Source organism: Frondihabitans sp. Leaf304 (assembly GCF_001423105.1).
Lineage (GTDB): Bacteria > Actinomycetota > Actinomycetes > Actinomycetales > Microbacteriaceae > Frondihabitans.
In genome coordinates this window covers 554,664-571,882 of sequence record NZ_LMNV01000003.1, presented here as the reverse complement: position 1 = coordinate 571,882, position 17,219 = coordinate 554,664, and the positions used below count along the sequence as shown (strand labels likewise).

The 17,219-nt window shown below is 67.7% G+C and carries 18 protein-coding genes; 15 read left to right on the top strand and 3 right to left on the bottom strand.

Annotated features, from left to right (window positions below; genetic code table 11):
- Window positions 1-55 precede the first annotated feature (55 nt).
- The 4 genes from aroQ to ASF54_RS12950 all read left to right on the top strand — a co-directional run bounded on the left by aroQ (window position 56) and on the right by ASF54_RS12950 (window position 3,515).
- Entirely contained in the window at window positions 56-751 is a 696-nt protein-coding gene (gene aroQ, locus ASF54_RS12965; protein ID WP_084816258.1) for a gamma subclass chorismate mutase AroQ, read from the top strand.
- Between the two features lie 390 nt (window positions 752-1,141).
- A complete protein-coding gene (locus tag ASF54_RS12960; protein ID WP_055963648.1) occupies window positions 1,142-2,443 on the top strand; it encodes an ice-binding family protein in 1,302 nt (433 codons plus the stop codon).
- A gap of 39 nt (window positions 2,444-2,482) precedes the next feature.
- A complete protein-coding gene (locus tag ASF54_RS12955) occupies window positions 2,483-2,881 on the top strand; it encodes a hypothetical protein (RefSeq protein WP_055963646.1) in 399 nt (132 codons plus the stop codon).
- Between the two features lie 109 nt (window positions 2,882-2,990).
- Window positions 2,991-3,515, top strand: a complete 525-nt coding sequence (locus ASF54_RS12950) for a MarR family winged helix-turn-helix transcriptional regulator (RefSeq protein ID WP_055963643.1) — start codon at window positions 2,991-2,993, stop codon at window positions 3,513-3,515.
- Window positions 3,516-3,621: 106 nt separating this feature from the next.
- On the opposite strand, the gene ASF54_RS12945 is transcribed toward ASF54_RS12950, so the two are convergent.
- Together ASF54_RS12945 and ASF54_RS12940 are read right to left on the bottom strand one after the other, a co-directional pair.
- Window positions 3,622-5,433: a hypothetical protein gene (locus ASF54_RS12945; protein ID WP_055963640.1), complete on the bottom strand. Its 1,812-nt coding sequence runs from the start codon at window positions 5,431-5,433 to the stop codon at window positions 3,622-3,624.
- 126 nt (window positions 5,434-5,559) lie between these two features.
- Entirely contained in the window at window positions 5,560-7,809 is a 2,250-nt protein-coding gene (locus ASF54_RS12940; RefSeq protein ID WP_055963637.1) for an NADP-dependent isocitrate dehydrogenase, read from the bottom strand.
- A 298-nt stretch (window positions 7,810-8,107) separates the two neighbouring features.
- Between ASF54_RS12940 and ASF54_RS12935 the strand changes: the two genes are divergently transcribed.
- From ASF54_RS12935 to ASF54_RS12910, 6 genes are all read left to right on the top strand, one after another.
- Complete coding sequence (locus ASF54_RS12935) at window positions 8,108-8,929, top strand: COG4705 family protein (RefSeq protein ID WP_055963634.1); 822 nt, start codon at window positions 8,108-8,110, stop codon at window positions 8,927-8,929.
- Window positions 8,930-8,979: 50 nt separating this feature from the next.
- Complete coding sequence (locus ASF54_RS12930; protein WP_123943206.1) at window positions 8,980-9,777, top strand: phosphatase PAP2 family protein; 798 nt, start codon at window positions 8,980-8,982, stop codon at window positions 9,775-9,777.
- Window positions 9,774-10,397, top strand: coding sequence for a DedA family protein (locus ASF54_RS12925; RefSeq protein WP_055963628.1), 624 nt, complete (start codon window positions 9,774-9,776; stop codon window positions 10,395-10,397). The genes ASF54_RS12930 and ASF54_RS12925 overlap by 4 nt, the downstream gene beginning before the upstream one ends.
- 9 nt (window positions 10,398-10,406) lie before the next feature.
- Window positions 10,407-11,078 carry a response regulator transcription factor gene (locus tag ASF54_RS12920; protein WP_055963626.1) on the top strand — a complete coding sequence of 224 codons (672 nt, stop codon included), beginning with the start codon at window positions 10,407-10,409 and terminating at the stop codon, window positions 11,076-11,078.
- Window positions 11,075-12,091 carry a sensor histidine kinase gene (locus tag ASF54_RS12915; RefSeq protein WP_055963623.1) on the top strand — a complete coding sequence of 339 codons (1,017 nt, stop codon included), beginning with the start codon at window positions 11,075-11,077 and terminating at the stop codon, window positions 12,089-12,091. The genes ASF54_RS12920 and ASF54_RS12915 overlap by 4 nt, the downstream gene beginning before the upstream one ends.
- A gap of 72 nt (window positions 12,092-12,163) precedes the next feature.
- A complete protein-coding gene (locus ASF54_RS12910) occupies window positions 12,164-12,952 on the top strand; it encodes a COG4705 family protein (RefSeq protein WP_055963618.1) in 789 nt (262 codons plus the stop codon).
- 98 nt (window positions 12,953-13,050) lie between these two features.
- On the opposite strand, the gene ASF54_RS12905 is transcribed toward ASF54_RS12910, so the two are convergent.
- Window positions 13,051-13,638, bottom strand: coding sequence for a hypothetical protein (locus ASF54_RS12905; RefSeq protein WP_055963615.1), 588 nt, complete (start codon window positions 13,636-13,638; stop codon window positions 13,051-13,053).
- Window positions 13,639-13,861: 223 nt separating this feature from the next.
- Between ASF54_RS12905 and ASF54_RS12900 the strand changes: the two genes are divergently transcribed.
- From ASF54_RS12900 to ASF54_RS16680, 5 genes are read left to right on the top strand one after another with little or no spacing between them, the layout of a single operon-like run.
- Window positions 13,862-14,221, top strand: a complete 360-nt coding sequence (locus ASF54_RS12900; RefSeq protein WP_055963612.1) for a WXG100 family type VII secretion target — start codon at window positions 13,862-13,864, stop codon at window positions 14,219-14,221.
- Window positions 14,218-14,505: a WXG100 family type VII secretion target gene (locus ASF54_RS12895; protein WP_055963608.1), complete on the top strand. Its 288-nt coding sequence runs from the start codon at window positions 14,218-14,220 to the stop codon at window positions 14,503-14,505. The genes ASF54_RS12900 and ASF54_RS12895 overlap by 4 nt, the downstream gene beginning before the upstream one ends.
- Before the next feature lie 2 nt (window positions 14,506-14,507).
- Window positions 14,508-16,088 carry a WXG100-like domain-containing protein gene (locus tag ASF54_RS12890; protein WP_442855788.1) on the top strand — a complete coding sequence of 527 codons (1,581 nt, stop codon included), beginning with the start codon at window positions 14,508-14,510 and terminating at the stop codon, window positions 16,086-16,088.
- Between the two features lies 1 nt (window position 16,089).
- Window positions 16,090-16,557 carry a hypothetical protein gene (locus ASF54_RS16685; protein ID WP_055963602.1) on the top strand — a complete coding sequence of 156 codons (468 nt, stop codon included), beginning with the start codon at window positions 16,090-16,092 and terminating at the stop codon, window positions 16,555-16,557.
- A gap of 13 nt (window positions 16,558-16,570) precedes the next feature.
- A complete protein-coding gene (locus tag ASF54_RS16680) occupies window positions 16,571-17,113 on the top strand; it encodes a T6SS immunity protein Tdi1 domain-containing protein (protein ID WP_055963599.1) in 543 nt (180 codons plus the stop codon).
- The last annotated feature ends 106 nt before the right edge of the window (window positions 17,114-17,219 follow it).

The window sequence follows — 17,219 nt, the reverse complement described above, 5'->3', positions numbered from 1 at the left end:
CCGCAGCTGGTTTCTGGCGGAGCGTTCGTGCCTGGTTCAGAAAGGAACCCCGCCAATGACCACCCTTTCCCTTCGCTCCTCGACATCGGGTGCGCGGCCCGCACAAGGTTCAGCGCGTCGCCTCCGGAGAAGTGCCGTCATAGCGACAGTGGGTCTGGTCGCCGCCAGCGTGCTGGTGGCGGCAGGGCCGAGCCGGGCATCGGCAGTGCAGGCCGACCAGGCGGCGTCGGCTTCCGCGTCGGATTCAACGACGGTCGTGTCACAGCGCGACCGCCTCTCGGCGATCTCCGCGCTTGTTCTTCGTCGCCTTCTTCTCGCCGACCCCGTAGCCGAGTCGAAATGGGTGAGTGGGAGGCCGATCAGCGACCCCGTCCGCGAGCAGGCCGTGGTCGACGCCGCAGTGGCCCGGGCAACCCAGCGCGGCATCGACCCCGCCTTCGTCACCCGAGTCGTAAGAGCGCAGATCGATGCCAGCAAGGTCGTTCAGCGCGGCCTCTTCGTCCGGTGGACCCACGATCCCGAGACGGCGCCGAGCACCGCTCCCGACCTGGCCACGATCCGTCAGCAGCTCAACGCGATCGACGACGCTCTCGTCGACTCCCTCGGCGACGCCGAAGATGTGGCCGCAACCCCGCGCTGCTCGCACGCGGTCGACGCCGCGAGGTCACAGTCGTACGCCGGGATCGACGCGTTGCACCGCAAGGCCGTCCATACGGCCTGGAATACCTTCTGCGTCACCCCAGCGGGGTGATGTCCAGCCCGCGGAATGCGGGGGTTGATGGGGTGCCACGACCCGAAGCGTGTCACCCCCATCAAGGTGCGGTTGTGCGACCCGAAATCGCGTGACCTGCACCTATGCCGTGGGGCTCTGACCGAGCCCAGCTAAACAGCCCCACCCCTGGGGATGCCGGCCGACATGTGTCAAGTAAGCGCTTTTTTCTCCCGTTCTCCGAAAAGCCAGGCACTTTGCCAGGTTGATTGATTTCGTGAACCAAACGACAGCCGAATTGCGACGACTTAGGTGAATCTGTGAACCAGTCTTCCCGTACGGCCACTCGTGGGGTATACCTCAAGTACCGGGGATCACGCGGGCGTCGTCGACGACCGCACACGTGCCTCTCCCACTTAGGCAGGGGCCATCATGGCCAGAACGCCCATCTTCCGCCCGCTCTTCGTGGTTGCGACCGGCATCGGACTCGCTTCTGCTCTCGCGCTCGGCGCCGCATCGACCGCGTCGGCGGCGACCGTCATCGATGGGCCGGTCAACCTCGGCACCGCCGCCACCTATGGAGTCCTCGGCGCCAGTGCCGTGACCAACACCGGCCCCACCGTCGTCACCGGAGACCTCGGCGTCTCACCCGGCACCTCGATCACCGGCTTCGGCGGAGCTCCGAACGGCGTCGTCAACGGTACGGTCCATCAGACTGACGCCGCGGCGACCCAGGCGCAGGCCGATACCACGACGGCGTACAACGTCGCCGCCTCTCTCACGCCGACCCGTAAGGGACTCAGCGAGCTCAACGGTCTGAGCTTGAGCCCCGGCGTCTACACAGGTGGAGCACTCGCGCTCAGGAACAACGGCGCCCTCACTCTCGCCGGCAGCGCGAACTCGGTCTGGGTGTTCCAGGCCGCCTCGACGTTGACCATCGGCTCCGCGACGCGCATCACCTTCACGGGTGGCGCATCGGCGTGCAACGTCTTCTGGCAGGTCGGCAGCTCGGCGACGATCGGCACCGCCGCGCAGTTCCGTGGCACGGTCCTCGCCCAGCAGTCGGTGACGGCGACCACGAGCGCCACCATCGTGGGTCGGCTTCTCGCTCGCACCGGGGCCGTGACGCTCGACACGAACACGATCACCGCACCCACCGGCTGCCCCACTCCGGGAACCCCGTCCGAGACGGTTGCGCCCACGATCACCTCGGGCGCTCCGACGACCGCGACCGCGGGCACGCCGTACTCGTTCCCCGTCACCGCGACCGGAACCCCGACACCCACCTATACGTCCACACCTCTTCCCGCGGGTCTGACGCTGAACGGCACCACCGGCGTCATCTCCGGTACCCCGACCACCCCCGGCAAGACCACCGTCACGGTCACGGCCAGCAACGGCACCACGCCGCCTGACTCGGAGACCTACGTCGTCACCGTCCGCACTCCCACAGGCGGAACAGGCACGGGGACGGGCACCGGCACCGGCACTGGAACAGGGACAGGCACGGGCACCGGCACCGGCACCGGCACAGGCACCGGAACAGGGACAGGCACCGGCACTGGAACAGGGACAGGCACCGGCACTGGAACAGGGACAGGCACCGAACTCGCCTACACCGGCAGCAACTCGGTCGGCGCCTTCGCGGCAGCAGGGCTCCTTCTCATCGGCGGCATCGCGCTGCTGGTGACGAGCATCCGTCGCCGTCGCGTCGCGACCACTCACCGCGCCTAGACCGTGACGGTCCTGCCGATTTCAGGCCACAGGTCTGACGTGCACCACCCCGTCATCCCGATCGTGCAGGCCATCACCGGGCAGCGGGCCGGGCCCTTCACCCTGACCTACCTTGACGAACCGACGAAGAGGCGTACGCGCACTTCGACTGCCGGCACGACTCTGGTGCTCCGCAACACGGGGCGAAACACGGTGAGAGACGTCCACGTGCGACCGCTCCTCCACACCGCAGCCGTGGCAACGGCGGGGCGCCTGCGAAAGCAGAGCGGGCTCGGGGTCTGCTCCGGAGCCGAGGTCGTCGAGTTCATCGCCGGCAAAGAGCTTCTGGTCCGCTGGGTCGATCACACGGGGGAGGAGCGTTCCGTCTGGATGCGCATACCGCCACTCCCTCGACGCTTTGTCATTCCTGCTCCCTCGGGGGTGGTGCGGAGGGCCTGAGAGACGGGGCAGGTGAGAGCGCGGCAAGAGAAGTGTGCTTCGATTGCTTCCTGCGGATATTCACCGACTGATGACGGATGCTCGCGGACCCCACTACGGAAGGTCCTCCATGAGCTCACGCTCCGCTCCGCTCGTCGACGAGCACGACGACAGCGAACCGCAAGTAACGCCCGTCGCCCCTGCCACGCCTGTGGCGCTTCTCGAAGCTGTGTCTGCCCTCCAGACCGCCGACGCTCTCCTTCGCTGGCGGCTTCGAGATCTGCTGCACCTCCGGGCCAACGAGATCATGGCCCTCGATTACCTGGCCCGCCTGGACAATCTCGACCAGCCCGTCAGGGCCCTCGATATCGCGCGGGCCCTCGGGGTGACCAACGGCGCCAGCACGCTCATCGTGGCACGTCTGATGGAGCGCGGCCTCGTGACCCGGACCGAGAACCCCCGAGACGGGCGGGGCCATCTGCTGCACCTGACCGTCGCCGCGACCACTGCGCTCGACGATGCGCTCGGCGACTCTCGGCACGGCATCCGTGCATTGCTCGAGGGGCTCTCTCCGCGCGAGTCCAAGCGCATCATCATGATTCTGCGGGAGTTGACGGCCTCCCTCGACCTCGGCGGGTTGCAGCCCGCCGCATAGTCGGGCACGACAGCACAAAGACGAGTGATCGGTGGTGGTAAGAGAACCGGATCCTAGGATCCGACCTCACCAGGCCACCGAACACTCGCCCTTTGGCGTTGCGCGACTACTTCTTCGTCGTGACCTTCTTGGCCGCGCTCGTCGCCGAGGCGGTGCTGTAGCCGGGGCTTGACGCCTTGACGCTGACGGTCAGGCTCGTGCCGACGTCACCCTTCGACGCGGTGTGCGTCTTCTTGGTGGCGCCGGAAATCGGCTTGCCATCGCGCAACCAGCGGTAGGTGAGCGTGGCCGACTTCGGCGTAAGGCCTGACGTGACAGCGGTCAGCTTCGAGCCGACGACGGTCTTGCCCGAGATGACGGGCTTCAGCGCGAAGGTGCCGGGGAGGGCGGCAGCGGTCGAGGCGCTGGTCTGGGTGGCTGTGACGAAGGCCGGGCCGGATCCTGAGACCTTGACGGTCAGGGTGCGACGGAGCTCGGCGGGCGCGACCGTGTGGTACTGCTTGGTCGCCCCGGCAATGGCCTTGCCGTCGACCGACCACTGGTACGAGAGCTTGGCGGTGGCGGTCCAGTCGCCGGGGACAGCGGTCAGCTTCTTGCCGACCTTCGGGGTTCCGGCGACGGTGGGGACGGTCGACTCGATCGGGGTGCCGGCCTTGGCGTTCTTGTCGTAGATGTAGGTGCTGATGCCGTCTTCGTAGTCGTACGCGGCGTAGAACAGCTTCGAGTCGAACTCCTGGAAGAAACCGATTTGCTCGCCGCTTCCCCCGATGGGGCCATCACTCGACGTCGTCGTGCCGTCGAAGCTGTAGAGCGTCGCGCGCTTGCCCTTCGTCTGGTTGGTGAACTCGAGCTCGCCGTCGTACACGCCGACGGCCGGCACCGAGATGGCGTTCTTGAAAGACACGCCAGTGGTGACCGGGGTCGGTGCACCCTTGCCGTCAAACCGGTAGAGGGCGGCGGCATCGGAGTTCCCGGAGACGCCGCCGAAGTAGTAGGCGCCCTTCCACTCAGCGCCCGAGAGCGCATAAGGCGACGAGCCGATACGGGTGAGCCCGGCGGCGTCGACACGGTAGATTGCGGCAGCGCTCGACGTCCGGCTCAGGACCAAGAAGTACTGTGTGTCGCCAATGGCGATGGAGTCGTCGAGAGACTTCGTCGTCTCGATCGGCGTCGAGAAGGTCGTGCCGTCGTAGCGGGTCAGGATCGACTTCTCGCTATAGGAGTCCTCGCCGTACTCGCCGGCGTCTTCCACGATGGTGAGGTACGACCCTGCGACAGCGAGGGTGACGTCGTTTTTGAAGGTCTTGACCGAGGTGAACGTGGTGCCGTCGTAGCTCATGAGGTTTACCGTGGCGTTGCCGCTGCGGGAGTAGGTGGTGACCGTGATGTAGAGCCGGTTTCCGACGACGACGACCTGGTCATCAAGATCCTCGGGAGCGCCCGCGACGGGCTTCCAGCCGAATTTTGTCCAGCGTTCGAGGCTCGTCTCGCCGCCGTTCCAGTCAAAGCTCACGCCGTAGAGCTCGTCTCCCAGAACGGCCTGGGCGAACCCGCCGCCAGCGGCCGCGTTCGGGTCGACCTTCGCGGCCGGGATCGCGCCGGCGGGAGCCGGGCGTACCGCGTCGGTGGTCGCGCTGCGCTGGAGCGACGACGACGGAAGCGTCGAGGATCCGGCAGCGGTCCCGTTCAACGCCTGGGCGACGGCCGCTCGACTGGCGGGCGTTCCGAAGTCGGTGTTGTGCAGCGCGTCGAGGGCGCGGCTCGACGCGGTCGCGCTCTGGGCCGGAGCCGCTGCCGGAGCTGCTGCAACCGGCGCCGCGGCGTTCGCGGGTGCGATGCCGCCAAGCGCGAGCCCGACGGTGCCGGCGAGAGCGGCGGTGATCGTGAGCGCGCGGCGGCGCAGACGTGGTGCGGACATGGTGTTCCCCCGTGTTGTCAGGCGCGGCCGATGTGATCTCGGCTGCTTTTTCTGAATCCTAGGGCAGACGGCGAACGGGAAAGGGGTGGTTTAACCCCCCAGTCCGGGCGAACGGCCTCTCGGCGTTCAGGCTCGCGTGCTGACCGGTGCCCCGAACTGGTGAGTGCCGAAGCTGTCGACGATCTCGTTCAAGAGGGACGACGGCCGCATCACGTCGGCGAGAACCGCGTCGGAGAGTAGATAGTGGCCAGCGAGATCCTGCTCGTGGCCTTGCGCCCCGGTGAGGCCGCCCTCGATAGCGGCCTCGTGGGAGGAGAGCTGTTCTGCAAGCGGGGTGAACACGGCCTTGAGGTCGGGGCTGGTCGTTTGGCGGCTCAGCTCTTGGGCCCAGTAGAGAGCGAGGGAGAAGTGGCTGCCACGGTTGTCGATGGTGCCGACGTCGTCGGCGGGGCTCTTGTTCTCGTCGAGCAGCGTCGCGGTGGCGCGGTCGAGGGTGTCGGCGAGGGCACGGATTCCGGCGTCGCCGGTCGTGGTGGCGAGGTGGTCGAAGCTGGCCGCAAGAGCGAGATATTCGCCGAGGCTGTCCCACCGGAAGTGGTTCTCGTCGCGGAGCTGGTCGAGGAGCCGCGGGGCGGTTCCGCCGGCGCCGGTTTCGAAGAGTCCGCCGCCGGCGAGGAGGGGGACGACCGACAGCATCTTGGCGCTGGTGCCGAGCTCCATGATGGGGAAGAGGTCGGTCAGATAGTCGCGGAGCACGTTCCCGGTGACGGAGATCGTCTCTTCCCCCCGGCGGAATCGTTCCAGGGTGAAGGTCATCGCGTCGACGGGCGCCATGATCGTGACGTCGAGCCCGGTGGTGTCGTGCAGAGCCAGGTAGCTCGTGATGAGCCGCGCGATGACGGTGTCGTGGGCGCGCGACGAGTCCAGCCAGAAGACGGCGGGGGCGTGGGTTGCTGTGGCGCGCTTGACGGCGAGAGCGACCCAGTCTCTGATGGCGTCGTCGCGGGTGCGGCACATCCGCCAGATGTCGCCTTGGGCCACCTCATGTTCGAAGAGGACCGTTCCGGCAGCGTCTCTGACGAGCACCCTCCCGTCGCGGGGGATTTCGAAGGTGGTGTCTTGCGAGCCGTATTCTTCGGCGGCACCGGCCATGAGGCCCACGTTCGGCACGGTGCCGAGAGTCGCCGGGTCGAAGGCGCCGTTGATGCGGCAGTCGTCGATGACGGTCTGGTAGAAACCGGCGTAACTGGAGTCGGGGATGACGGCTAGGGTCTCGTGGCTGGATCCGTCCGGCCCTGTCATCTGACCCGACCAGCGGATCATGGCGGGCATGGAGGCGTCGACGATGACGTCGCTCGGCACATGCAGGTTCGTGATGCCACGGGCCACGTCGACCATGGCCAGCTTCGGCTCGGCGGCCAGAGCGTCGTCGAAGGCCGACCGGATGGTCGCACCGTCGGGAAGGTTTTCCAGCCGGGCGAACAGTGCGGCGAGGCCGTCATCGGGGTTGATACCGGCGGCTACCAGGGCATCGCCGTGCGCGTCGAAAACGGTGTGGAAGTACGCGCGGACGGCGTGACCGAAGAGGATCGGATCCGAGATCTTCATCATCGTGGCTTTGAGGTGCACCGAGAAGAGGAGGTCGTCCTCTCGCGCGCGGTCGAGCTGCTCGGCGAGGAACTCGCGAAGAGGCCCCACTCGCAGGACCGCCGCGTCGATGACGTCGTGAGCTCCGACCATCAGGGGCTCTCGCAGTGGTGCGTGGGTGCCGTCGTCGCCGACCAACTCGATGGTGACCGGGCCGTCGGCCGGGACGATGGTGGATCTCTCGGTGTCGCGGAAATCGTTGGCAGTCATGGTGGCGACGTGCGTCTTCGACTCCGGGCTCCAGGGGCCCATGGGGTGGGGGTGCTTGTGGGCGTAGGCCTTCACGGAGGCCGGTGCACGCCGGTCGGAGTTGCCCTGCCGGAGGACCGGATTCACGGCCGACCCCTTCAGGGCGTTGTACCGAGACCGAATCGTCTCGCTCGCCGGGTCGGAGGAAGCGGCTGGGTAGTCGGGCACGGCGTAACCGGCCTGCTGCAGCTCCGCGATCGCAGCCTGCAGCTGCGGCAGTGACGCAGACACGTTGGGGAGCTTGATGATGTTCGTCGTCGGCTCCGAGATCAGGGCCCGGAGTTCCTCGAGGGCGTCGGGCTGACGTTGCTCCGGACGCAGGTGTTCCGGGAACTTCGCCAGGATCCTCGCCGCCAACGAGATGTCACGGGTCTCGACGTGCACACCGGCCTTCTCCGCGTACGCCTGCACGATGGGGAGAAGAGCGGCAGTCGCGAGGCGGGGCGCTTCGTCGGTCAGCGTGTAGATGATTTCGTGCATGCGGAGGCGGATCTTTCAGTCTGGAGACGTGGACCCCATCGCATGCCGACCGCGCGAAGGCGGGAGGGTCGTGACTGACTGATCGTCGATTGCCGAGGAGCCGGGGGCTGTTCGTCGGTGAACACAGGTGATGAGTGAAGCCTACGGCGAGTCTCCGTGGTCCTTGTCGCGAGGCGGCCGCGGCGGGGGTTCTTAGACGATTCTTCGCGTCGCGAGAGTCGACTGCCTGAACGGTCTCCGATGGAGTGCTCCCGTCACCCCACGCCTACCACGCCGTCCACGATAGGAAGTCGACCCCATGACCAACGCCGCCCACTCTTTCCAGCCCGCTAGGCTCCCTCGCTCACCGCGGGAGCTGCTGAACAAGGTGCCCGAAGTCACCGCCGTCTTCTGGATCATCAAGGTGCTGGCCACCACGGTCGGCGAGACCTTCGCTGACTACCTCAACGTGACCCTCGGCTTCGGCCTCGCTCTGACCTCGATCTTCATGGCCGTTCTGCTCGTCATCGCCCTCATCGCGCAGTTCCGTCTGCAGCGCTACGTGCCAGCCGTCTACTGGCTCGCGATCGTGCTCATCAGCGTCGTCGGCACACTCATTACCGACAACCTCACCGACAACCTCGGCGTACCCCTTCCAGTGACGGCCGCCGTCTTCGCAGTGCTGCTGACGGGAACCTTTGTGGCCTGGTTCGCCGTCGAACGAACCCTCTCGATCCACTCCATCCGCTCCACCCGCCGGGAAGCGTTCTACTGGCTGACGGTGCTGTTCACCTTCGCTCTCGGCACGGCGGCCGGCGACCTTCTCGCCGAGCGTCTCAATCTCGGCTACGTCCTGTCGCTCATCGTCTTCGCCGCCGCAATTGCTGTCGTCGCGTTCCTCTACTACGTCGTGAAGCTCAACGCCGTGGTCGCGTTCTGGATCGCGTATATCCTCACCCGTCCGCTCGGTGCCTCCACCGGTGACCTTCTGTCGCAGCCAAGCGCCGACGGCGGGCTCGGGCTCGGAACCACCGGTACGAGCGTTCTGTTCCTCGGCGTCATCCTGGTGCTCGTGACCGGCCTGTCGATTCAGGGGGGGGATCCGCCGAGGCGCCCCCACGAGCACCGAGTCGGGTGCTGACCGCGCCGTTTCTTCATGAATTCTCAGAGGTCGGCCCGGAGGGTGAGTCCATGACCCACGCCGCGCCCCCGACGAGTCCCACCGTCTCGATGCTCTCAACGAATCCATCACTCGGCGCGTCCGGCGGACCTGCCCTCCTCCGGTGTCGGCCGGGTCTCGGCAACCGGAACGCATTCAGCGTCGCCGCCATCGTCATCGTCGTGGCATTCGGCCTGCTCGTCGCCAAGACGGGGCCGATGACTCGACTCGACCTGGCCGGCGTGCAGGCGCTCAACACGCTGCACATCGGCTTCGTCGGGGCGGTCGGCTCGGGGGTGTACGCCGCGTTCAGCCCGATCGAGGCGGTGAGCATCACCGTCGTGATCGTCGGCGTGATCGCCCTGGCGACCAGAGACCTCCGTCTCGCGGGCACCTTCGCCCTCACGGTCGCCGTCACCTGGATCTCGAGCGACGTCGTGAAGCTGATCGTGCAGCGCCCGCGGCCCGACGCGTGGGCCTTCGCGAACCACCTGGGCGTCGCCGAGGTCGACCCGTCGTATCCGAGCGGGCACATGGCGTTCATCGCCACCCTCGCCCTGACCTTCTACTTGCTGGCTGCGGGCAAGAGCTATCGGCCGGCCGTCGCGGCGGTCGGCATGGTGGCCGTCGCGGTGGTCGCGCTCAGCCTCGTGTCGGACGGCGTCCACTACCCGAGCGACGTCATCGCCTCGATCGCGTGGTCGCTCGCCGTGGCGCCCGGCGTCGTGGCCGCGTCGAATCGATTCCTCCTGCCGCTGACCTATCGATCCGCGACCCGTCGCGCCGCCCACCCCACCGACCGCACAGCAGCCCACCGGGAGAACGCATGATCTTCGACCCGCAGTCGTTCCTCACCTCGATGGGCCCGGCCGTCCTCGTCGGCCTCGGCCTGATGGTCTTCGTCGAGTCGGGGCTCCTCTTCCCGTTCCTTCCGGGCGACTCGCTGCTCTTCACGGCGGGGCTTCTCGCCTCGAGCGGCGTCATCCACGTGCCGGTCTGGTCGGTGATCCTGGTCGCCTTCGCCGCAGCGTCTCTCGGCGACCAGGTCGGCTACTGGCTCGGCCACCGCTTCGGGCGACGGCTCTTCCAGCCCGACGCCCGAGTGCTCAAGACCCGGTATCTCGGGGAGGCCGAGACGTTCTTCGCGAAGTACGGCGGCCCCGCCCTGATCCTCGGCCGCTTCGTGCCCGTCGTCCGCACCTACGTGCCGCTCGCGGCGGGGACGAGTCTCTACCCCTACCGCCAATTCCTGCTTTGGAACCTGACCGGCGCCTTCGCCTGGACCCTCGTCGTCAGTGTGCTCGGCGTCGTGCTCGGGCAGATCCCGTTCGTGCGGACTCACATCGATGTGCTCGCGATCCTCGTCGTGATCGTCTCCGTCCTGCCCATCGTGATCAGTGGGATCCTGCGCTACGTCCGCGGCCGGCGCGCCGCCGGTACGGCCAGCTAGCCTGCAGTCATGACGCCATCGTCCGCTCGGCAGAGGTTGCTGCTCATCGAGGACGACCCCGCGCTCGGGCCGCTCATCGAGGAGGTGCTGGCCGAGGTCTACGACGTGGTGAGACACGTCGATGGCCGGGCGGGGCTCATTGCGGGCCTGGACGGCGACTTCGACGTGATGGTCGTCGACCGTCGCCTGCCCTCGCTCGACGGGCTCCAGATCGTCGAGGCCCTGCGCAAAGGGCGCATGACTTCGCCGGTGTTGATGCTGACCGCCCTCGGCACGGTCGGCGATCGGGTGGATGGCCTCGACAGCGGGGCGAACGACTACCTGGTCAAACCGTTCGAGTTCGACGAGTTGCTCGCTCGACTGCGGGCACTGACTCGGTCGTTCTCGGGTGGGGCGTCGATGCTCCCGATCGGCGAGTGGTCGTTCTCTCCCGACGACCGGGTGATGTCGTCGCCCTATGGGAGCCGGGTCGTTTTGACCGATCGCGAGTCGGAGCTGCTGCGCGTCCTGGCCCGCGAGCCGGAGCGCACCTTTTCTCGAGAGCACCTGCTGCGCACCGTGTTCCCCGACGGCGAGCAGCTCGGCACGGTCGACACCTACGTGCACTACCTCCGCAAGAAGACCGAGCGCGACGTCGTGCTCACCGTCCGCAATCGCGGCTACCGACTGGGGGCACTGTGAGTCGGTCACGACGACGAGGATCCGCGGCCACCCCCGATGCCGACTCGCGTGCGACCCGCCGCGCCTCGCTCTCGATCGGCCTGCAGATCATGCTGGCCTCGGCGATCCTCGTGCTGGGCATCGTCGTGGTGGCCATCGTCTTCATCCTCCATCAGTCGCTGCCGCGCGAGCAGATCGACCGTGACGCGTCCGGCGTCGCCCGGGTCTACGTCGACACGTCGGACGTCTATCAGGGTCTCGTCGTGATCGGCATCGGCGCGGTGCTCTTCGCGGGCCTCGTGAGCTGGTTCATCGCCCGTCGGGCCGTCCGGCCGCTCGGTGACGCCCTGCGGTTGCAGCGGGAGTTCGTCGCCGACGCGAGCCACGAGCTGCGCACTCCGCTGTCGGTGCTCGACGCGCGCATCCAGGTGTTCGAGCGCCGACTCGCCAGTGCCAACCCGCCGAGCACCGGCGACGCGGCCGCGACGGTCGCCGAGCTCCGAGCCGACTCGCGCGCGCTCGTCGACATCGTCACCGACCTGCTGCTGGCGGCGGGCGGGGGTCAGGCTCGCCCCGACCCGCTCGTCGCCGGGCCGGTGATCGTCGAGGCCGTCGACTCGCTGCGGATCCTCGCCGCCGAACGGGGGGTGCGGCTTAGCGTCGACGTCGACGATCTCGCCCGCGTCCGCATCTCGGTGGCGGCCCTTCGGCGCTGCGTGGTCGCGCTCGTCGACAACGCCCTCGCGCACTCGCCGACCGGATCAACGGTGTCGGTCGCGCTCGACCGGGCAGGCGGGTCGCTTCGGCTGGTCGTGGCCGACGAGGGCGCCGGAATCCAGGGCATCGCCCCGGAGCGGGTCTTCGATCGGTTCGCCCACTCCGGCGGCGACGGCGTCGAGGGTGGGCGCCAGAGCTTCGGAATCGGGCTCGCGCTCGTGCGGGAGATCGCGACGCGTCAGGGCGGCACGGTTCGAGTCGAACACACGTCGGCCGCAGGTACGGCCATGGCCCTTGAGCTGCCGATCGACGAGTGAGGTGCGGATCCTGGTTTCGATTCCTCGCCGATTCTTCGTCGATTCTGAGAGGGGCGGTCGCAGGCTTCGGGCATGACGAGCTCCCGCATTGCCCTCAGCAAGGTTCCCGAGGTGACCGCCCTGTTCTGGATCGTGAAGGTCGTGACAACGGGCGCCGGCGAGACGGGCTCGGATTTTCTCGTCACCCACCTGAACCCCGTGCTGGGTGTCGGCATCGGCTTCGTGCTCTTCGTGGCCGCGATGGTGCTGCAGTTCCGGTCGGCCCGCTACATTCCCGCGCTGTACTGGTTCGCGGTCGTGATGGTGAGCGTCTTCGGCACGATGTGCGCCGATGTGATCCACGTCGGGCTCGACGTGCCCTACCTGGTGTCGGCACCGGTCTTCGCGGTGACGCTCGCGGTCGTGCTGGTCGCCTGGCGTCGCAGCGAGGGCACCCTGTCGATCCACAGCGTCACGACCCGGCGCCGCGAGACGTTCTACTGGGCGACCGTGCTCGCGACGTTCGCCCTCGGAACGGCGACCGGTGACCTCACCGCCTCGACTCTGCACCTCGGCTATCTGGCCTCGGGCATTCTGTTCGCGGTCGTCATCGCTGTTCCCGCAGCCGGGTACGCGTCGGGGCTTTTCGGCCCGATCCTGGCGTTCTGGTTCGCCTACATCGTGACCCGACCGATTGGCGCCTCGTTCGCCGACTGGATGGGCGTCTCGCCCGCCCGCAGCGGGCTCGGCTGGGGAACCGGAGAGGTCACGCTCGCGCTCCTGGTGGTGATCGCGTCGCTAGTGCTCGCGCTGTCGATTCGACGACCAAAGGATCCGGCGGCCCGTCACTCAGCTCGGTCGTCGCTGCGCGTGGGCGGGTAGCTCGCGACGCACCCCCGGTTGGCCTCAATCAGCCTGGCAATCGGGGGTTATCTGGCCATCAGGGGGTGCGTCGACACCGTGCGCCGCCCGCGCGGGGCTCAGTGGATGACGCCGCGCTCGATCCGGCCCGCCAGGTGATCCACCACGGCGAACGCGACCGGCTCGACGAGCGGGCCCGAGCGGTGCTCCGACCAGTTGGCGTCGAAGCGCTCGCGGAACCCGGTCGTCCACGGCAGAGCCGAAGGATTCGCTGACCCCGTCGCGGCCCACCGCCACAGCAGCTGCCCGCGCCGATTCACCTCGACGCCGCCCGGCCCGGGGCCGACCGCGATCGGAGTGGGGCGCACGCAGACGACGGGAGCGTCGATGCGCGGTGGCGGATCCATCCCCGGAACATCCTGCGTCAGCATCGAATACGGCAGCGCGACCCCGCGGGCCGTGAGTGCGAAGATCTCAAGCGGCCAGCACGGCGCAACGCTCTTGTAGATCGGCGCACCGTTCGCGGCCCGACCGAGCATGACGGTCGTGACGGGCTCGATCCCGCGTCGGCGGAGTGCGATCGCGGTCTCGGCCAGCAGAGACTGGAGGGCCCACGACCCGGCGACCTCCTCCGATTCGACGGGGAGCGCCTCGATTCCGCGCCGGGGCCGGACGAATCGTTCGATGGCCTCGTCGAGTTCGGTCATGGTTCCACGCTACCGTTCGCGCGCTGCCCCGCTTCGCTCGCGCGCTGCTGCGCGGCGATGTCGCGAGACTCCAGTAGATGCGGGTAGGCGTCGTCAGCACCCGCATCTACTGGAGTCTCGATTTCGGGGGCATAAGGATTTCGGGGGCATAAGTGCACCCCCTGCAGGCTTGCGGCCTGCGCATCACCTCGTTTAGCGTCGAAAGCGGGTGAAGGGGGAGAGCATGGCGGAATTCCGCGTGTCATCGGAGGCGGTCGAGGCTGCGAGTGCCGACGTCGCCGAGCACCTCGTCGAGTTCGAGGGTCGGGTCGCCGCCTGCCAGTCACTCGTCTCGGGGCTGATCGGAGCCGACTGGGCGGGAGGCGCGGCCGACGCCTTCGCGAGCGACTGGACGGAGTGGCTGCAGGGGGCAGCGACGGTGCAAGACGCCCTCGCCGGCATCTCCCGGCTCCTCGCCGAATCCGCGTCGACCTACGCCGACACTGAGACCCACGTCGCCTCCGCCTCAGCGAGTTCTGAGGTGACAACGACCCCGGCTGCAACACCCAGCGGTCGCATCGGCACCCCGGGGCAGGCCCGATGACCCGCCACAAAGCCGTCGGCGCTTCGCTGAACGAACTCGTCGTCGAACTCGGCCGCATGACCGAGTACTGCCACGCCCTCCGCGATCACGTCGAGGGGACCGCGGGGCGCGTCTCGGGCGACTGGTCAGGAGACGCGCAAGCCCAGTTCGCTGCTCTCCACCAGGAGTGGTCTGCCGGAGCCGCGACCATGGCCGAGGCCATGGCCGACATCGCGAAGATCGCAGCCGCCGCGGGAACGGCCTACGACGCCGTCGCCGCGCACAACCGGGCGGGGTGGTCGTGAGCATGGGCGATTACCTGATCGACGTCGACCCGACCGGATACGTGGATGCGGGGGTCGCGACCCGTGACCTCATTCGGATCCTGAGCTCGTCTTCTTCTGCACTGCTCTCGTCGCTCGGCGGGAGCGGAGGCATGGCCGGATCCGACGACGCCGGTCAGACCTGGGCCACCAGCTACGACGAGGCCGCCCGGAGCGTGACGACCGACACCGGCTCCCTCCTCACCGCGATCGACTCCCTCGCCGTCGGGCTGCACGTCACCGGGTACAACCACGCGCTCGCCGAGGCTCACGCCTCGAACGGGAGAGCAGGATCCGACGTGGCCGCTCCCGCCACCCCCTCGACCATCAGCATCGGTTCTCCGCCGTCGTCCCACGGTGGCAACCGCGACTTCCCCTGGGGTTTCGATTACGTCGCCGACCTCATCGGCATGGCCTGGCCCGACGGCGACACCGGCAAGCTCCGGTCTGCGGGGAGCGCCTGGGAGACCTACGCCGGTGCGCTCGACGGCATCGACACCACCGGGCCGCTGTCGCACGTGTCGGGCTTCACCTCGCCCGAGATCCCGTCGATCGAGCAGAAGATGCAGTCGGTGCGAACCGTCGTCGACGGCCTCGCCAGCCAGGCCCGGGCTATCGCCACGGGCTGCCGGGCGCGCGCCGACGCCATCGAGAAGGCGCGCAACGACACCACTGCGGAACTGGCCAAGCTCGCCGCCATGATCGCCGGGACCGTCGCGGCCAGCGCACTGCTGACCCCGCTCACCCTCGGCATCTCGGACGCCGTCGGCGCCGGCGCGGTGACCGCCGAGACCGCCACGAGCGTGGGACGCATCGTCGTCTGGCTGACCGAGGCCGTCGAGTCGACCATCACCGCCGCGGGCGTCGTCGCCGAGACCGTCACCGGCGTCGGCGGTCTCAGCGTGGCCATCGAGGCGCTCGCCGTGCGCATCGCGCCGATGGCCGCCGGCTACGTGCTCCAGGGAGTCGTCGCCAGCACTTCGGGAGCCGTCGTCGACGGTGCCGTCTACGGCTCCGAGGCCAACATCGGCGAAGACCTGCTGTGGGGCATGCTCCTGCCGGGCGGCGGTGCGGTCGCCGCCGGCACGCGTCGTGTCGGCGAGAAGGTGGTGGTGGAGAGCGCGGTCGTTTCGAGTCGAGGTTCTGCCGCGGCCTCGAGGACGTTGACCGCAGAGGAGAAAGAAGCCCTTCGTGGTATCGACCGCGGGGATGGCCGAGACGTTTTCGGGCATTACACGGGAGCCGACACGCTCAGCAAGAACAAAGAAGCGTTTGGATTGCAGCAGTACGCGGAGATCTATGGAAAGACGCCGATCTCCGACCAGGTTCTAGCAAAGAGTGAGAACTTCGTTCAGGGCCGTCGATATGACGGGCTAGTCCAAAACGCAGACCTCAGCTACACGGGAGTCGAAGTGAAGAGCGGCAACGCCATGTCGAAGTACAGGTCAGCGACAAATCCCCAACGACTTTTTGATGAATCGGTGAGTCTGGATCACCCCGCAACTGCGATCCTGCACGGTAAACGGATAACGATAACGTCCGTCAAAGTAATTGAGGTTCCATAAATTGATCGCAACGCATGTCACGACCGTCAACGGATTTACCAAGATCCCCCTCGACGACTCGGAAGGCCCCGTCTCAAACACCCTCGCGGGGATGCTCGGCCGATTGAACGGGACGAGCCTGTTCTCTCTTGCGCTCTGGAAGCTTCCGGCGGGGGCCGCTCTCGGTGATGCATCAGCCACTCGAGCAGCCGATGAGAACTACCTGCAGTCGGCGGGATCAGCCACCGCGATGTCTATCGAGTTGCGGCGCACGGTTGATGGAGTCGCCAGCCAGTTCGCCGTCGGATCCTCGTCGTCGAGCCCGACAAACGTCCCGTGGGTCAGCATTCCCTTCGGGCAGCACACTCTCGAGGTACAGCCGACCGAGGTCTTCGCCGCCGAAGAGGCCGCCGCCATCTACCTCGCCTACTACGAGACGGGTGAGATTCCCGAGGGGCTCGCGCTGCGCGAGCTTGACCTCGGTCTCTAGAAAGCTGAACTCAATGCCTCCGTTTGCTTCTGTCGCCGCGATGCCTGAGACGTCGATCCGGGAACACTCGGCTCGTGTTCCTCACGAGATCTCGGCCCTGTGGCGGGAGGCCGGCCTCGCTACCGGTGCGGGTGGATACCTCCGACTTGTCGACCCGGCCGAGTGGGCACCGATTCTGGCCGAGACCTACCCCGGTCACGACGACGCGGTGGCTGTCTTCGCAACCGCCTTCGCCGACGTGGTCGTGTGGGAGCGCGGCTACCTGAACATCCTCCGATTCCGCCGCGGCGTGGTTACTGTGCTCGTGGCTGATCTAGAGGTGCTGTTCCTGGTGATCGACGACCAGGAGTTCCTCGACACGGAGCTGGATGCGCGCTCGTATGCCCCGGCCGTCGAGCGGTTGGGTATGCCGGAATTCGACGAGTGCTTCGGCTACGTGCCGCTACTTGCGCTCGGTGGCCCGGAGCGCGTCGAAAACCTCCAGCGCCTGAAGATGCGCGAGCACGTCCTCCTGATCTCGCAGCTCGCCGGACCTCTCGCCTTCGACGCCGGCTGAGCGCCGCTCCTACGGCGAGACTCCACCACTTGCGGGTCTGCCGCCCAGCCACCCGCAACGAGTGGAGTCTCGCCGCCCGGGCGAGCGGCGCTCCTGCGGCGAGACT

Excerpts from the sequence above, each read along its gene's own strand:
- ASF54_RS12910 (WP_055963618.1), top strand. The coding sequence starts at position 12,164 with ATGACGAGCTCCCGCATTGCCCTCAGCAAGGTTCCCGAGGTGACCGCC.
- ASF54_RS12925 (WP_055963628.1), top strand. The coding sequence starts at position 9,774 with ATGATCTTCGACCCGCAGTCGTTCCTCACCTCGATGGGCCCGGCCGTC.
- ASF54_RS12960 (WP_055963648.1), top strand. The coding sequence starts at position 1,142 with ATGGCCAGAACGCCCATCTTCCGCCCGCTCTTCGTGGTTGCGACCGGC.
- ASF54_RS12900 (WP_055963612.1), top strand. The coding sequence starts at position 13,862 with ATGGCGGAATTCCGCGTGTCATCGGAGGCGGTCGAGGCTGCGAGTGCC.
- ASF54_RS12945 (WP_055963640.1), bottom strand. The coding sequence starts at position 5,433 with ATGTCCGCACCACGTCTGCGCCGCCGCGCGCTCACGATCACCGCCGCT.
- aroQ (WP_084816258.1), top strand. The coding sequence starts at position 56 with ATGACCACCCTTTCCCTTCGCTCCTCGACATCGGGTGCGCGGCCCGCA.
- ASF54_RS12930 (WP_123943206.1), top strand. The coding sequence starts at position 8,980 with ATGACCCACGCCGCGCCCCCGACGAGTCCCACCGTCTCGATGCTCTCA.
- ASF54_RS16680 (WP_055963599.1), top strand. The coding sequence starts at position 16,571 with ATGCCTCCGTTTGCTTCTGTCGCCGCGATGCCTGAGACGTCGATCCGG.
- ASF54_RS12895 (WP_055963608.1), top strand. The coding sequence starts at position 14,218 with ATGACCCGCCACAAAGCCGTCGGCGCTTCGCTGAACGAACTCGTCGTC.
- ASF54_RS12890 (WP_442855788.1), top strand. The coding sequence starts at position 14,508 with ATGGGCGATTACCTGATCGACGTCGACCCGACCGGATACGTGGATGCG.
- ASF54_RS12950 (WP_055963643.1), top strand. The coding sequence starts at position 2,991 with ATGAGCTCACGCTCCGCTCCGCTCGTCGACGAGCACGACGACAGCGAA.
- ASF54_RS12905 (WP_055963615.1), bottom strand. The coding sequence starts at position 13,638 with ATGACCGAACTCGACGAGGCCATCGAACGATTCGTCCGGCCCCGGCGC.
- ASF54_RS12935 (WP_055963634.1), top strand. The coding sequence starts at position 8,108 with ATGACCAACGCCGCCCACTCTTTCCAGCCCGCTAGGCTCCCTCGCTCA.
- ASF54_RS12940 (WP_055963637.1), bottom strand. The coding sequence starts at position 7,809 with ATGCACGAAATCATCTACACGCTGACCGACGAAGCGCCCCGCCTCGCG.
- ASF54_RS12920 (WP_055963626.1), top strand. The coding sequence starts at position 10,407 with ATGACGCCATCGTCCGCTCGGCAGAGGTTGCTGCTCATCGAGGACGAC.